General features: G+C 38.2%; 13 protein-coding genes. 7 read left to right on the top strand and 6 right to left on the bottom strand.

What is annotated here, in order from left to right:
* Positions 1-58: 58 nt before the first annotated feature.
* On the bottom strand, positions 59-1,882 hold the full coding sequence (typA, locus tag MMG00_RS07415; RefSeq protein ID WP_242146955.1) for a translational GTPase TypA: 1,824 nt from the start codon (positions 1,880-1,882) through the stop codon (positions 59-61).
* A gap of 720 nt (positions 1,883-2,602) precedes the next feature.
* On the opposite strand from typA, the gene MMG00_RS07410 reads away from it, so the two are divergent.
* The 3 genes from MMG00_RS07410 (at position 2,603) to loiP (ending at position 6,354) form a co-directional block, all read left to right on the top strand.
* The gene (locus MMG00_RS07410) at positions 2,603-3,808 is read left to right on the top strand and encodes an aminotransferase class I/II-fold pyridoxal phosphate-dependent enzyme (RefSeq protein WP_242146953.1); all 1,206 of its coding nucleotides are present in this window, start codon (positions 2,603-2,605) and stop codon (positions 3,806-3,808) included.
* A gap of 361 nt (positions 3,809-4,169) precedes the next feature.
* Positions 4,170-5,255 carry a class II fructose-bisphosphate aldolase gene (fbaA, locus tag MMG00_RS07405; protein WP_242146950.1) on the top strand — a complete coding sequence of 362 codons (1,086 nt, stop codon included), beginning with the start codon at positions 4,170-4,172 and terminating at the stop codon, positions 5,253-5,255.
* A 349-nt stretch (positions 5,256-5,604) separates the two neighbouring features.
* Entirely contained in the window at positions 5,605-6,354 is a 750-nt protein-coding gene (gene loiP, locus MMG00_RS07400; RefSeq protein ID WP_242146948.1) for a metalloprotease LoiP, read from the top strand.
* A gap of 163 nt (positions 6,355-6,517) precedes the next feature.
* Here loiP and MMG00_RS07395 read toward each other — a convergent pair whose 3' ends face one another.
* Positions 6,518-7,528, bottom strand: a complete 1,011-nt coding sequence (locus tag MMG00_RS07395) for a cytochrome d ubiquinol oxidase subunit II (RefSeq protein WP_242146946.1) — start codon at positions 7,526-7,528, stop codon at positions 6,518-6,520.
* A gap of 2 nt (positions 7,529-7,530) precedes the next feature.
* The gene (locus MMG00_RS07390) at positions 7,531-8,859 is read right to left on the bottom strand and encodes a cytochrome ubiquinol oxidase subunit I (protein WP_242146945.1); all 1,329 of its coding nucleotides are present in this window, start codon (positions 8,857-8,859) and stop codon (positions 7,531-7,533) included.
* A gap of 265 nt (positions 8,860-9,124) precedes the next feature.
* Here MMG00_RS07390 and rlmB point away from each other — a divergent pair, with 265 nt between their 5' ends.
* Both rlmB and MMG00_RS07380 read left to right on the top strand, forming a co-directional pair.
* Positions 9,125-9,862: a 23S rRNA (guanosine(2251)-2'-O)-methyltransferase RlmB gene (gene rlmB, locus MMG00_RS07385; RefSeq protein ID WP_242146942.1), complete on the top strand. Its 738-nt coding sequence runs from the start codon at positions 9,125-9,127 to the stop codon at positions 9,860-9,862.
* Positions 9,863-10,175: 313 nt separating this feature from the next.
* On the top strand, positions 10,176-10,703 hold the full coding sequence (locus tag MMG00_RS07380; RefSeq protein WP_242146940.1) for an AAA family ATPase: 528 nt from the start codon (positions 10,176-10,178) through the stop codon (positions 10,701-10,703).
* 115 nt (positions 10,704-10,818) lie between these two features.
* Here MMG00_RS07380 and MMG00_RS07375 read toward each other — a convergent pair whose 3' ends face one another.
* The 3 genes from MMG00_RS07375 to mscL form a co-directional block, all read right to left on the bottom strand.
* Positions 10,819-11,076 carry a hypothetical protein gene (locus MMG00_RS07375; RefSeq protein ID WP_242146938.1) on the bottom strand — a complete coding sequence of 86 codons (258 nt, stop codon included), beginning with the start codon at positions 11,074-11,076 and terminating at the stop codon, positions 10,819-10,821.
* Between the two features lie 124 nt (positions 11,077-11,200).
* Positions 11,201-12,136 carry a 2-hydroxyacid dehydrogenase gene (locus tag MMG00_RS07370; protein ID WP_242146935.1) on the bottom strand — a complete coding sequence of 312 codons (936 nt, stop codon included), beginning with the start codon at positions 12,134-12,136 and terminating at the stop codon, positions 11,201-11,203.
* A gap of 87 nt (positions 12,137-12,223) precedes the next feature.
* Positions 12,224-12,652 (bottom strand): large-conductance mechanosensitive channel protein MscL, encoded by a 429-nt coding sequence (gene mscL, locus MMG00_RS07365; protein ID WP_242146933.1) that lies wholly within the window; start codon positions 12,650-12,652, stop codon positions 12,224-12,226.
* A gap of 372 nt (positions 12,653-13,024) precedes the next feature.
* Here mscL and arcC point away from each other — a divergent pair, with 372 nt between their 5' ends.
* Together arcC and tehB are read left to right on the top strand one after the other, a co-directional pair.
* Complete coding sequence (arcC, locus tag MMG00_RS07360) at positions 13,025-13,951, top strand: carbamate kinase (protein WP_270049274.1); 927 nt, start codon at positions 13,025-13,027, stop codon at positions 13,949-13,951.
* A gap of 37 nt (positions 13,952-13,988) precedes the next feature.
* Complete coding sequence (tehB, locus tag MMG00_RS07355) at positions 13,989-14,588, top strand: tellurite resistance methyltransferase TehB (protein WP_242146930.1); 600 nt, start codon at positions 13,989-13,991, stop codon at positions 14,586-14,588.
* Positions 14,589-14,664: the final 76 nt, after the last annotated feature.

Below are 14,664 nucleotides of genomic sequence, written 5' to 3'. Positions count from 1 at the left end.
CTCAGTTATTGAGCGGTTTTACTATTGAATGATTATCTCTTATCTGTATTTTGGATGATTATTCATCTTTTGCTGCGCGCTGGTTTTTACGGCGATCAGCTTCAGAGAGATAACGTTTACGGATACGGATTGATTTAGGCGTTACTTCTACTAATTCATCGTCATCAATAAACTCAATCGCACGCTCAAGCGTTAATTTAATGGGTGTCACAAGTGTTAACGCTTCATCAGTACCTGCAGCACGAATATTGGTGAGCTGTTTTGCACGAAGCGCATTTACTACAAGGTCATTATCACGGCTATGAATACCGATGATTTGTCCTTCATAAATCTCATCACCATGGCTAGCAAAGAGGCGACCGCGATCTTGAAGGTTAAAGAGTGCGTAAGCAAGCGCTTTACCTTGACCGTTTGAGATTAAAACACCATTTTGACGTTGACCAACTGAGCCTTTCTTAATAGGACCGTAATGATCAAAGTTATGGAACATTAATCCAGTACCACTTGTTAAGGTCATGAACTCTGTTTGGAAGCCAATTAAGCCACGTGATGGAATCATATACTCAAGACGAATACGACCTTTGCCATCTGGAACCATATCTTTAAGTTCTGCAAAGCGATTCCCCATCTGTTCCATGATATCGCCTTGGTGTCTCTCTTCGATATCAAACATTAATGTTTCATACGGTTCTGTTTTAACACCATTCTCTTCACGAATAATTACTTGCGGACGGCCAACTGCCATCTCATAACCTTCACGGCGCATATTTTCAATTAAAACTGAAAGATGAAGCTCACCACGACCGGATACTTTAAAGACATCGGCGTTATCCGTTGGTTCTACACGTAATGCGACGTTATGGATCAATTCTTCTTCTAAGCGCTCTTTAATTTGGCGAGAAGTAACGAATTTACCCTCTTTCCCGGCAAAAGGAGAAGTGTTTACTTGGATCATCATCGACACTGTTGGCTCATCAACAGTGAGAGCAGGAAGTGCTTCAACATGTTGCGGATCACAGATAGTATCGGAGATGAAAAGTGGATCAAGACCCGTAAAGCTGATGATGTCACCTGCTTGTGCTGAGTCAAATTCTATTTTGTTTAAACCGTGGAAGCCCAAGATTTGTTGGATTTTACCAGAGCGTTTTTTGCCATCAGTATCAATGACCGCAACAGACATCCCTTTATGAACTTTTCCACGTTTGATACGGCCAACACCGATAACTCCCACATATGAGTTGTAATCAAGTGAAGAGACTTGAAGCTGAAATGGTGCGTCAACTTCAACATCTGGTGCCGGTACATGGTCCACGATTGCTTGATAAAGCGGTTCAAAGTCTCCACTACGAACATCATCCGTTAAGCCGGCAAAGCCATTTAAGCCTGAAGCATAAACGACAGGGAAGTCTAATTGCTCATCTGTTGCACCAAGGTTATCGAAAAGTTCGAAAGTTTGGTCTAATACCCAATCAGGGCGAGCGCCAGGGCGGTCGATTTTATTGATGACCACGATTGGCTTAAAGCCCATTGCGAATGCTTTTTGTGTCACAAAGCGGGTTTGTGGCATCGGGCCTTCTACTGAGTCAACCAAAAGAAGCACAGAGTCTACCATTGAAAGAACACGTTCAACCTCTCCACCAAAGTCTGCGTGCCCTGGTGTGTCAACGATATTAATGCGGTAATCTTTCCAGTTAATTGCAGTATTTTTTGAAAGAATGGTAATGCCGCGCTCTTTCTCAAGCTGGTCTGAGTCCATCACACGATCGGCAATCTCTTCTCTTGCATCAAATGTGCCTGAGCTTTTAAGAAGTTGGTCAACGAGGGTCGTTTTACCATGGTCAACGTGAGCGATGATGGCAATATTTCTTAATTTATCTATCATTTTCTCTTCTTTAGTATTGTAACTATCTATTAATCCAGTCTTAATACAACTTCACAGTTGTTAAATCCCTAGGACTAGATTGTGTATTTTGTAGGCGAATATTATACCCTATTTCTGTGATCGATTTTGAGTTAATTTCTTTTATAAAGAATAGGTATGACTTTAGTAGAAAAACGCTCAGATAGCTCATTTTTAGAGTCAACTAAAGTATTGATCTGTTTGGTTTTAACAGGCGTTCTGTATTTAAAGTTTAAATGACTTTTTATAGATCACTTACTTTTATGTAATTTTCCCTCTTATTATCGGACTGTATTGGCTATTGATTGACTTTAATTTAGGCCTTTTTAGTTGTTGGAAGAGGGGATAAAGGATGGGGAATTAAGCGGTAAATCTTCGGGGTAAACCAACAGATAAGTCTTTAATATTTATAAGTAGATGATAGGCGTTGATTGTTAAGGAGTTTTAAAAGAATGAAGAAGAGTATGTTGTTGATAAACTTAGGGAATAAGGTATAAGTTTATAAGAAGTTGATATTGCTAAAAAGGGGATGTTGACAATCTATTAAAACATTAGTAATTTGCGAGATAGTCAGCGATTTATTTCATGCCAGTATTAAAGCCCACAATCTAATTGATAAAAGTGGTGAAAGGCTGACGAACTTTAATCAGTTTCATGATAAAAACAATTAATAATTTTAACTTTGAGCAAATGAGGACCTCCATGTCACAGCAACCTTCTACAGACTTCAAACGTCTAGACCTACTGCCACCTTATGTTTTTAGTGTTATTGATCAACTAAAAGCGGAAGCCGCAGCCGCCGGTCAAGATGTGATTGATTTCGGGATGGGCAATCCCGATCAGCCAACGCCAAAACATATTGTTGACGCTTTGGTAGAAGCCGCCAGAGAAGGAGCTAATCACCGTTACTCTGCCTCAAAGGGGATTGTTCCTGTTCGTGAAGCAATTTGCGATTGGTATCAGAAAAAATATCAGGTGAATCTCAATCCTGAAACAGAAGCGATTTATACCATTGGTTCAAAAGAGGGGTTAGCTGATTTAACATTGGCTGTTTTAGATAAAGGGGATGTGGTTTTAGTGCCAGATCCCGCTTATCCAATCCATCCTTATGGGCCAATTATTGCCGGAGCTAAAGTCGTTAATATTCCGGCAGGCCCTGAAGATGATTTTGAAGAGAACTTAAAAAAGGCGATCGAGACAACTTCTCCTAAGCCTAAAATGCTCTTTTTAAATTATCCTTCAAATCCAACCTCAGAATGTGTGGATCTGGCATTTTTTGAGCGTATTGTAAAATTAGCAAAAGATCATGGAATTTGGATTGTGCATGATTTAGCTTATGCAGATCTCTCTTTTGATGGTTATAAGGCGCCTTCCATTTTAGAAGTTGAAGGGGCTAAAGAGATCGCTGTGGAATCTTATACACTTTCAAAGAGCTATAATATGGCGGGTTGGCGCGTGGGCTTTATGGTCGGAAATCCCATTTTGATTGCGGCATTAACAAAGATGAAATCTTATTTAGATTATGGTTCATTTGCCCCTATTCAACATGCTGCAGTAACCGCCTTAACAGGATCACAAGAGTGTGTGGAAGAGATTCGTCTTCGTTATCAAAATCGCCGAAATCTTCTTTGTGAAGGGCTATCTTCTATTGGTTGGGAGGTTAAAAAGCCAAAGGCTTCGATGTTCCTTTGGGCTAAAATTCCTGAAGCTTACCAAGCGCTTGGCTCGATGAAGTTTGCTGAAAAGCTTATTAAAGAAGCATCAGTGGCTGTTGCTCCTGGAATAGGGTTCGGTGAAGGTGGGGAGGGGTACGTGCGCTTTGGCTTGATTGTTGAAGATGCGCGCACTGAAAAAGCAATCGAAAACCTTCGCAAAATGTTTATTAAAGATGGGCTTTTAGCCGATTAAATTTATAAGCCCCTTTTTTAGCGATAAAGCCTATTATTTATTAATAGGCTTTTTGTTTTTTAGGTCTCTTTGTTGTTAGAGAAGAGATATATATTGCGGTAAGATCTTTTTATTAATAGATATGAAATGATTATCGCCATTATAAGGGGCTTTCTTTAATGATTGATGGTCAATTGGGGGATTTAGAAATATCAATAAAACTCTTGATAAGGCATATTGCCCCTTGTTTTTTCTGTAGATGATTAAAGTGTTGTAGTTTTATTGTGCTAAACCTTAAAAATTATCTGAAATGGTTGGTAGATTTACGGTTTTATACACGGTAGAATAGGGCTGTTTAAAATTCTTGTAGGAGATATGTAGTATGTCAAAAGTGCTTGATGTCGTAAAACCAGGAGTTCTTTTTGGTGATGATGTTCAAAAAGTATTTGCAATTGCAAAAGAGAATAACTTTGCATTACCAGCAATCAACGTTGTAAACACTGAGTCTATTAATGGTGTTTTAGAAGCAGCAGCAAAAGCAAATTCACCGGTGATCATCCAATTCTCAAATGGTGGTGCGCAGTTCTACGCAGGTCGTGGACTTAAATTACCAGGATATGGTGGGCATGAAGCGGCTGTTTTAGGCGCTATTGCAGGTGCTAAACATGTACATGAAATGGCAGAAGCATATGGTGTACCTGTGATTTTGCATACAGACCATGCAGCTCGTAAGCTCCTTCCATGGATTGATGGGTTGTTAGAGGCGGGTGAAAAATTCTTTGCACAAACAGGTAAGCCTCTTTTCTCGTCACATATGATCGACCTTTCAGAGGAATCATTAGAAGATAATATTGCAACTTGTGCTGAATATTTAAAACGCCTTGATAAGCTTGGTATGACACTTGAAATTGAGCTTGGCATTACCGGCGGTGAAGAAGATGGTGTGGATAATACATCAGTAGATAACGCACTTCTCTACACTCAACCTGAGCATGTAGCTTATGCTTATGAAGAGCTCAGCAAAGTTAGCCCACGTTTTACGATTGCAGCATCATTTGGTAACGTTCATGGTGTTTATAAGCCAGGTAACGTGGAGCTTAAACCAGAAATCTTAGATAACTCTCAAAAATATGTTTCTGAGAAATTTAATCTTCCAGAAGAGTCACTTGATTTTGTATTCCATGGGGGTTCAGGTTCGAGTTTAGAAGATATCCGTGAAGCGATTGGCTACGGTGTCATCAAAATGAATATCGATACAGATACTCAATGGGCGACTTGGGAAGGTGTTCTTAATTACTACAAAGAGAATGAAGGTTACCTTCAAGGCCAATTAGGAAATCCAAAAGACCCATTTGGTCCGAATAAATCATACTATGATCCTCGCGCTTGGTTACGTAAAGGTCAAGTTAGCCTTGTTGATCGTGTGCTTGTCGCATTTGATAACTTAAATGCAATGGATCGTAACTAATAGTAAAAAAGATGAATAAGTATCTTGTGATATTATAAATTTATTTATCGATTTTATATGAGTTTAAAAAAACCGCCTGATATGATTATCATGCGGTTTTTTATTGCCCGATTATTTTATATCTCACAGGCCTTTAGTAAAAAAGGTTGTTTTAGAAGATATTTTTATTTTTTGATATTAATAACTTTTTATTTACTAAGGAGAAGGAATAATGGTTGATTAAGGTTATTTTATCTAGCTTTTATGTTGTCTTTATAAGTGCCTTTATGTATTATCTCTTTGTTAATTTTATTTATATTATTGATATTTTTGATAATTAATTATTTTTTTATTGATTAAGGTGAGATAGATGAAGAATTCAGGTTTATTGCTAACAGCAATGGTGGCAGCACTGACTTTAGCGGGTTGTAAAACGCTTTCATTAGATGATGTTGTTTCTTTAGGAACAGAAGGTGTGCAAGCTTTAAGCTTAACGGATCAAGATATTAAAACATTAAGTGATCAATCATGTGCACAAATGGATGCTCAATCGAAGATTGCTCCGGCGGGCAGTAAATATGCACAGCGTTTAAATAGAATCGCTAAAAGCTTAGGTAATAATGTTGAAGGGACTACTATTAATTATAAAGTCTATATGACACCAGATGTGAATGCTTGGGCTATGGCTAATGGTTGTGTTCGTGTTTATAGTGGCTTGATGGATATGATGACTGATAATGAGCTACAAGGTGTGTTAGGTCATGAGTTAGGGCATGTCGCATTAGGGCATACTAAGAGAAGTATCCAAGTTGCTTATGCTACGAAATTTGCTCGTTCAGCAGCTGCGAAAGTTAATAATAGTGCTGTTGCAGTATTATCAAGCTCACAATTAGGAGAATTGGCGGAAGATGTTATTAATGCACAGTTCTCGCAATCTCAAGAGTCAGCAGCAGATAACTATTCATATGATTACTTGAAAAAACGTAATCTTAATACAGAAGGGTTAGCATCTGCTTTTGAGAAATTAGGTGGTGGTGATAGTTCTCTATTAAGCTCGCACCCTGCATCTTCAAAACGTGCAGCTGATATTCGTAAGAAGATCGCCGCAGATAAGAAATAAGTCGTGATAATAACGGGGGATAAAGGATCATCAATAATGATTTAATAGACCCGTTAGAGATTTCACCATTTAAATATAAAAGCCCTTTTAGCATTTTTTTACTAAAAGGGCTTTTTAATATTAAAAAATTGTTAGGTTATTGTTTTTTAGTGTAGCCCTCTTTTTAATAACCTACCTCGCGATCATGTACAATTTTTCCACCAAAGATTTTATGGACATAGAAAGTATAAAGAAGGATCACAGGTAAGACTAAAACAACTCCCCAAAGGACAAACTCTAGAGATTTTGGTGCCGAGCTTGCTTCCCAGATATTGAGCTTATCAATAATAATATAAGGGAACATGCTGTAACCAAAGCCAATAAAGGTACAAAGAACAATCAATACCGAGAGAAGGTAAGGAACCCAGTCGCGCTTATAGCTGGTATCTTTTTCAATAAACTTAATGTTTTTAAAAATAATAAAAGCCAAGATTAAGCAAAGAATTGGAATAGGCGATAAATAGATGATATTTGGCATGCTAAACCATTTTTGATAGATGATTGAGCTAGTATAAGGCATTGCCATTGAGACTAGTACGATAGCTAAAAATGCTAAGAATATTGAATGCTTGATTGCCTTAGTTGCAAATAATCGAATATGCCCTTCTGATTTAAAGATAAGCCATGCGGACCCTAAAATAATATAGCCAAAGCAGAGTGCAATACCGATACAGAGCGCAAAGACCCAATTGGCAGGAGTATGATTTAAGCCTGTAGCATAAAGCCCAATCATCACACCTTGAGAGATAGTTGCGATATAAGAACCTAGGCAAAAGAGTTTATCCCACATCTCTCTATGGTTTTCTTGTGCTTTATGTCTAAGAACAAAGGCCGCTCCTCTAAGGATGAGTCCTGCTAGCATTGTGACGGTTGGAATATAGAGTGCCACTAAGATATCGCCGTAAGCCTGTGGAAAGGCGATAAAGATAACGCCAATCCCAAGGACGATCCAAGTTTCATTTGCATCCCAAAAGGGGTCGATTGTTGCGATCATTTTGTCGCGGTCTTCTCGTTTTTTCATAAAAGGAAAGAGAAGCCCAACACCAAGATCGTAACCATCGAAGATAATATAGAAAAAGACACCTGCGAGCATTAGTCCCGCAAAAATCACTGGTAAAATTGTTGCAGCATCCATAATTATGCTCCTTGTTTTTCGAGAGCGATATTGTTTTTAACTGTTCTATTTGCCAAATAAAATAGCGCAGAGAAGTAGCTAATGAGAACAAACGCATAGATTAGACAATAGATAAGAAGGGAAGTGGTCATCACAGATACCCCATGAGGTGCAGCAGTTTCAGCAGTCGTTATGAGATTGTAGATCATCCATGGTTGACGGCCTATTTCGGTGGTATACCAACCAAAAAGCACCGCAACCCAACCTGAGAAGGTCATCACAAAGAAGGCTTTTAGCATCTTTGGTCCTATCTCTTTTTTACGCATCAGTTGAGCTGTCCCCATCCAAGAAACAAGTAGCATTAAGAAGCCTACTCCTGCCATAATTCTAAAGCTCCAAAAAACGATGGCAACAGGAGGATGCTCTTTAAATTCATTGAGTCCTTTAATCTCTCCATCTAGGCTATGGGTTAAGATAATGCTTCCTAGATAGGGAATTTTTATATCAAAGTCATTGGAGCGTGTTTTTTCATTAGGAAAGGCAATGAGGCTCAATCCTGCAGGACTTTCAGTTTTCCAAACAGCTTCAATCGCTGCTAGCTTATCAGGCTGATGTTCACGTACTAAAAGACCAGACATATCGCCTACAAAAATCTGTAAAGGAATTAAAACAGCCGCAGCAACAACGCAAACGTTAAGAGATTTGCGAGTTGAATCCGCAGGGTCGCCTTTCATAATTTGATAAGCGGAGATTCCTGCGACAATAAAGGTGGCAGTAAGTCCAGATGCAAGAAGCATATGTGCAAGACGTGTTAAGAATGATGGGTTGAAGATTGCTTCCCACCAACTTGTTACATGAACAACGCCATCAATCATGACGTATCCTGCTGGTGTTTGCATCCATGAGTTTAACGCGATAATCCAAAATGCAGAGAAGGTGGTGCCCGCTGCTACTAAGAACGTGGCTAAGTTATGAACAAAAGGGGATACTCGTTTTTGTCCAAATAACATAACACCTAAGAAAGTGGCCTCTAAGAAGAAAGCGGTTAGAACCTCATAACCTAAAAGTGGTCCTGAGATATTCCCCGTTTTTTCCATAAAGCCAGGCCAGTTAGTCCCAAACTGGAAGCTCATGGTGACGCCCGTGACAATACCAATGGCAAAGCTAAGCGCAAAGATTTTTACCCAAAAGTTATAGGCATTCATCCATTGCTCATTTTGTGTTTTTTTATAACGTAATTTAAAAAAGAGAAGGATCCAACCTAGTGCAATCGTAATACTAGGAAAAAGGATATGTACAGAGATATTAATGGCGAATTGGATTCGCGCTAAGACAATCGGATCAAGTTCCATAAGCAGCCCTTTGAGAAAGAGGTAATGTGTTTATTATTGTAAATCATTTTTTAAATAAAATTAATATTATTTTAATAATAAATATTTTTATGTAGTTATTGTTGTTAAATATCTATTTATGATGTTTTTTTGAAGATACTTAATTAAAATTGCGCTATGATTAAATATTAGACCCTTTAAAATAATAGAATCTGCGTAAATAGAAGAAACGTGCGATAATTGTCGCTTTCATTTTCAATCGTGTATTAAAGAGAGATAAGTAGAGATGGCGCAAGAGTGGATTTATGGGTTTCATGCCGTAGAAGCTGCAATTAGAGAAGATCGTGTAATTCGTATTATGTTAGATCCAACTCGCAAAGATAAACGGATGCAGGAATTTTATGATCTCTTGAATGAATTTAATATTCGTTATGAGCGTGCAGATCAGCAAGCGATTGAAAAGTTAGTTCAAGACTCTAGACATCAAGGGGTGATTGCACAGATTGAAGTGCGTGGTGCTGAGAGTGAAGATTATCTTTATAAGTTGTTAGATCGTATCGAACATCATCCTTTCTTATTAATTTTAGATGAAGTGCAAGATCCGCATAATGTGGGGGCGTGCTTACGAAGCGCCGAAGCCTTTGGCGTAGATGCGGTGATTGTCCCTAAAGATAATGCTTGTTCTTTAACGCCGATTGTTCGTAAGGTCTCAAGTGGAAGTTCAGAGCGAATCCCTTTTATTGAGGTAACTAATTTATCGCGTATGCTTGAGAAGATTAAAGAGCGTGGTATTTGGGTGTCAGGACTTGCCGGCGGTGGTGAAACCACCATTTTTACAGCAGATTTTAGAGGTCCTATTGCAATTGTGATGGGATCAGAGGGTTCTGGTATTCGCCGTTTAACGGAAAAGCATTGTGATTTTATTGTGAAGATCCCGATGGAAGGTCAGATCGAGAGTCTAAATGTATCGGTGGCAACCGGTGTAACGTTGGCAGAGGCTTATCGTCAGCGTCATAGTCTATAACCTAGGGTGATTTATGGGCTTTGTATAAGCTATTAAAATAGAGACTTATAAACGTATTGTTGAGTCAGCGCAATACGTTTTATTATGTGTAGAATTTATAGCGCAATAGGATTAAGAAAAGCCTTTGGCTTATAGTCAAATCGAAAAGTCACTGAATCAGGACTGCCGGCGCAGAAGCGTAAGAATAAGAGTCGTTCTATCTGGCACTGTGTAAGCTAGTTTGATTCACACGCTATTATTTTGCTTTTAACACAGCATTTCTTAAATCGAAGATACTATATTAGGGATTGATGATAATTGAAAAGAGGGTTAGATGATTATCTGGATTAATGGGGCATTTGGATCAGGAAAGACAACGATCTCACAATCCTTAAAACAAATGTTTGAAGAAGCATTTATTTATGATCCAGAGCTTTTGGGGAGCTTATTAAATAAGATTTTTCCAAGTGGCCTACAGCAAGATGATTTTCAAGATTACCTTGAATGGCGGCAATGGAATTGTGATATTTTAAGAAAATTATCAAAGAGCTATCAAGGCATTATTATTGTGCCGATGACTATTTATAAAGCAAAGAATTATCTGGAGATTATTGAAAAATTAAAGCAAGAGGGGGTTCCTCTTTTGCATATTGTTTTGGATGTTTCAAAAGATACTATTTTGTCTCGATTAGCTGAGCGTAATGATGGAACATTAATGTGGGGGGCATCAAAGATTGATAAAATATTGGAGGCTTTTGAGCATATGCCGGCAACTGAAAAGTTAGCTTATGAGAATATTGCTGTAGAAGATGCAGTAATTGGAATTATGGAAAGATGGGAGATTTATTTAAAGAGTTTGTAATACTTTAGGCGTGATATCAGATTATAGGTATGAAAAATGCACCACTACAAAAATCTCAATGGTGCATTTAATATCTCAGTTTTGATAAAAATTTAATATGTAAGCTTAAGTACCGTTAGTCCGGCACTTGTCTTTGGAATCTTTGTGCTTCATCATGTGCTCTATCATCTTTTTCACGTAGTGAATTTGGGCGTAAGAAAGTGTAAGCAACAAAACCGGTAAACCAGATTAAAAAGCCAAATGGGACAACGATTGTGACAAGATAAAGCCCAATCGTTTGGTCTCCAAAAATGAGCATGGGAATTCCCACTAAAGTGCCAATAACACTGACGATCATTCCAGCATAGAAAAAAAACTTATTGAGTGCGAGCATGGTGTTACCTATCGATCTTTAAGAGTAGTCTTACACCATCAGTTTAGAGCGTTTGTGGAGATTAATACTCCGCATAAAGCCATTTAAACTGATGATGTATGGATAGCCTTAATATACCATATAACTAATACTCTTTTGAGAGATCAATCAAATTAAGTGCAGGTAGGTTTTCTTTTACACGTTGGATATTTTGAATCACTTGCTCAGATGCTGTACGAGGATTTGTTTCTGCGGCAATATGTGGCGTTAATTCAATACGGGAATCTTGCCAGAAAGGATGATCTTCAGGAAGTGGCTCTTGTGTGAATACATCTAAAAGCGCACCAGAAAGGTATCCCTTATCAAGGGCTGTGATGAGGTCTTCCTCGACAAGATGTTCTCCTCTTGCAGGATTAATAAGATAAGCGCCCTCATTAAGCTTGGCAAAAAGATCAAGATTTAAAATATGTATTGTCTCTTTTGTTAAAGGTAAGAGACAGATTAAAACATCTAATCCTGTCGCAAACTCTTCTAAATTCTCATCTCCTGCAAAGCTTTGGATACCAGAAATTGATTTTTGGCTTTTTGACCAACCGCGAAGATTGGTAAATCCATTTTGATAAAGCGATGCCGCCACGGCGCTACCTAATTCCCCTAAGCCTAAAATACCGATCTTAAAATCTTCATGAAAATTTCGTGATCTTGGTCGCCACTCATTTTGGGCTTGTTGCTTTTGATAGATGTGGAATTTTCTAAAAGCGGTTAGCGTGCCATATAGCGAGTATTCGCTCATCTGCACTGACATATCAGTATCAATAATACGGGCAATAGGCACATCTCTTAAAAGGTCTGGGCATTTAATAATATGATCAACCCCCATGCCTAATGAGTGGGTTAATTTTAGGTTCTTAAGTGTGGGAAAGATTCCACTTGGCGGTTTCCATGCTAATACAACATCGATTTCAAGAGGATCGTAGGAATCGTCTAATCCATAAATAGTTAAAGAGGAATCGGCTTTGGCAAACTCATCACGCCAATGCTCAATTCCTCTTCCGGTGTCTGTGATATACAGAATATTCATCTCTTTACTCCTTTGGTGAAAGCGCCCTTAATTATATAAGATGGGGTTTTCAGGAGTATAGCATATTGCGCTAGCGCAATTTAAGGGTTACTTACGAGTCTCTTTTAAGATATCGCGAATTTCACTTAAGAGAATCTCTTCTTTTGTTGGTACAGGATCTGCTGCAACTTCTTCAATTGCTTCAGCCACGGCTTCATCTTGTTTTTCACGAAGTTTATTCATGACGCGAATCGCAAGGAAGATTGAGAATGCAACGATAATGAAATCAAAAACGTTTTGAATAAACATCCCATAATTAAGAACGACAGCGGGAGTGTCACCTACAGCATCTTTTAAAGTGATGGCAAAATCTTTAAAATCCACGCCGCCCAGTAAAACTCCAAGGGGTGGCATTACAATATCTGCCACTAATGATGAAACGATTTTGTTAAAGGCTCCCCCGATAATAACCCCGACTGCTAAGTCAATGACGTTACCGCGCATGGCGAATTCTTTAAATTCTTGGAAAAATTTCATTTTTTGAGTCCTTTTGATATAAAAAATAGTTTGAGTGATTGTTGAGATATATCGAACTTAAATTCAAAGATCGTTAATTTAAGACTAATATCTACCGGGTTAATGATGAATGTAAAAACAAATAATATTATAAGTTAATGATATTGTATTGATATATATGAAAGAATGTTGTTTTCTGTGAGAATTATATCATTGTTTTTAAAGAGGTGTTAGCGATAATTGACGTTATTTTATAATAATTGACCAAATTTCTAGATAAAATTTTTATCAAAAAATAGTATTCAATAGAGAAAACTTTTTTCTAAATTTAATTTGACGGAAATGGTGCAATAAGACAAATTATGAAGGCTAAATTAAAAGGAGGCATTGTTAATGAAAATCGTTGTAGCGTTAGGTGGTAATGCGCTAGGTAATAGTGTGAGTGAGCAGCAGCAAATTGTAGAGTCAACTGTTGTGCCAATTGTTGATTTAATGGAAGAGGGGCATGATCTGGTGTTAGCTCATGGAAATGGGCCGCAAGTAGGGATGATTAAGCTTGCAATGGATACCGCTGAAAAATCATTAGGTAAAGAAGGCGTGCCTATTACCGAGTGTGGAGCGATGAGTCAGGGCTATATCGGTTATCATTTACAACGATTTTTACGAGATGAGTTAGCAAGGCGAAATATTGATAAAGAAGTTGTGACAATTGTGACGGAAGTATTAGTCGATAGTGAAGATCCGGCCTTTAAATCTCCCAAAAAGCCCATCGGTTCTTTTTATACTAAAGAAGAGGCGGATAAGCTTGTTGCCGCAGGATATCCTGTGATGGAAGATGCCGGTCGTGGGTATCGTATTGTGGTAGCTTCTCCTTTACCGCAAAAAATTGTTCAAATTAAAACGATTAAAAACTTAGTTAATGCCGGAGAACTTGTGATTACTGTTGGCGGCGGCGGAATTCCTGTTGCCCATGAAGAGGGTAAAACCGTAGGTAAATTAGCGGTAATTGATAAAGATTTTGCTTCAGCAAAATTGGCAGATCAAATTGATGCCGATCTTTTAATGATCTTAACAGCAGTTGAGAAGGCCGCCATTAATTTTGGGAAGCCTAATCAAGCGGACATTTCCCAAATGACGTATGATGAAGCGCAGAAATATATTGATTCTGGAGAATTTGCCCCAGGTTCAATGCTACCTAAGATTCGTGCGGCGATGGATTTTGTGAAAAGAAATCCAGATAAAAAGGCATTGATTACTTCTCTTGAAAAAGCAAAAGAAGGCTTTAGAGGGGAAACTGGGACTTGGCTTCGTTATCAATAATGTTATAGACCAATATTTAAAGAGAAGGGAGTTGGCAATGTCTATTCGTAAACCACAAAATTATTATCATGAAACCTATGGTTTAACAGCGCCTCATACAGATGTTGTAGAGATGGTAGAAATGCATGGTATCAAGCCTTGTAAGGTGTTAGATCTAGGCTGTGGACAAGGGCGAAACTCTCTTTATTTAGCCGATAATGGTTTTGATGTCACCTCTTATGATCTTAGTCCTAATATGCTAGATACCCTGACTAATATTATGGCAAAAGAGGGACTTCGTAACATTGATGTGAAGCAGTACGATATTAACAGCGCCGCAATTGAAGATCATTATGATTTGATTATCTCAACGGTTGTGATGATGTTTGTAGATAGAGATCGTGTGCCGGCGATTATTCCTGATATGAAGGCGCATACTCATTCAGGCGGATATAATTTAATTGTTTGCGCGATGTCGACGGATGCTTATCCCTTTGAGGGCTTTCCATTTACCTTTAGTGAAGGAGAGCTACAAAGATATTATCAAGATTGGGAGATGATTCATTACAATGAAAATATTGGTGAAATGCATCGATTAGATGAGCATGGCAATCGCCTTCAATTACAGTTTGCCACAATGTTAGCTAGAAAGCCGTAATGCGCTGAGTACTATTATTTTAGGATGTGGGTAAAATGCGATAAGATCAAATATGGGTTTTATCGCATTTTCTTGT

Origin of the sequence: Ignatzschineria rhizosphaerae, from assembly GCF_022655595.1 — a bacterium.
Taxonomy (GTDB): domain Bacteria; phylum Pseudomonadota; class Gammaproteobacteria; order Cardiobacteriales; family Wohlfahrtiimonadaceae; genus Ignatzschineria; species Ignatzschineria rhizosphaerae.
This window is presented reverse-complemented; position numbering and strand designations above follow the sequence as displayed.

Coding starts and splice junctions, on each gene's coding strand:
- typA (WP_242146955.1), bottom strand. CDS start 1,882: ATGATAGATAAATTAAGAAATATTGCCATCATCGCTCACGTTGACCAT.
- MMG00_RS07410 (WP_242146953.1), top strand. CDS start 2,603: ATGTCACAGCAACCTTCTACAGACTTCAAACGTCTAGACCTACTGCCA.
- fbaA (WP_242146950.1), top strand. CDS start 4,170: ATGTCAAAAGTGCTTGATGTCGTAAAACCAGGAGTTCTTTTTGGTGAT.
- loiP (WP_242146948.1), top strand. CDS start 5,605: ATGAAGAATTCAGGTTTATTGCTAACAGCAATGGTGGCAGCACTGACT.
- MMG00_RS07395 (WP_242146946.1), bottom strand. CDS start 7,528: ATGGATGCTGCAACAATTTTACCAGTGATTTTTGCGGGACTAATGCTC.
- MMG00_RS07390 (WP_242146945.1), bottom strand. CDS start 8,859: ATGGAACTTGATCCGATTGTCTTAGCGCGAATCCAATTCGCCATTAAT.
- rlmB (WP_242146942.1), top strand. CDS start 9,125: ATGGCGCAAGAGTGGATTTATGGGTTTCATGCCGTAGAAGCTGCAATT.
- MMG00_RS07380 (WP_242146940.1), top strand. CDS start 10,176: ATGATTATCTGGATTAATGGGGCATTTGGATCAGGAAAGACAACGATC.
- MMG00_RS07375 (WP_242146938.1), bottom strand. CDS start 11,076: ATGCTCGCACTCAATAAGTTTTTTTTCTATGCTGGAATGATCGTCAGT.
- MMG00_RS07370 (WP_242146935.1), bottom strand. CDS start 12,136: ATGAATATTCTGTATATCACAGACACCGGAAGAGGAATTGAGCATTGG.
- mscL (WP_242146933.1), bottom strand. CDS start 12,652: ATGAAATTTTTCCAAGAATTTAAAGAATTCGCCATGCGCGGTAACGTC.
- arcC (WP_270049274.1), top strand. CDS start 13,025: ATGAAAATCGTTGTAGCGTTAGGTGGTAATGCGCTAGGTAATAGTGTG.
- tehB (WP_242146930.1), top strand. CDS start 13,989: ATGTCTATTCGTAAACCACAAAATTATTATCATGAAACCTATGGTTTA.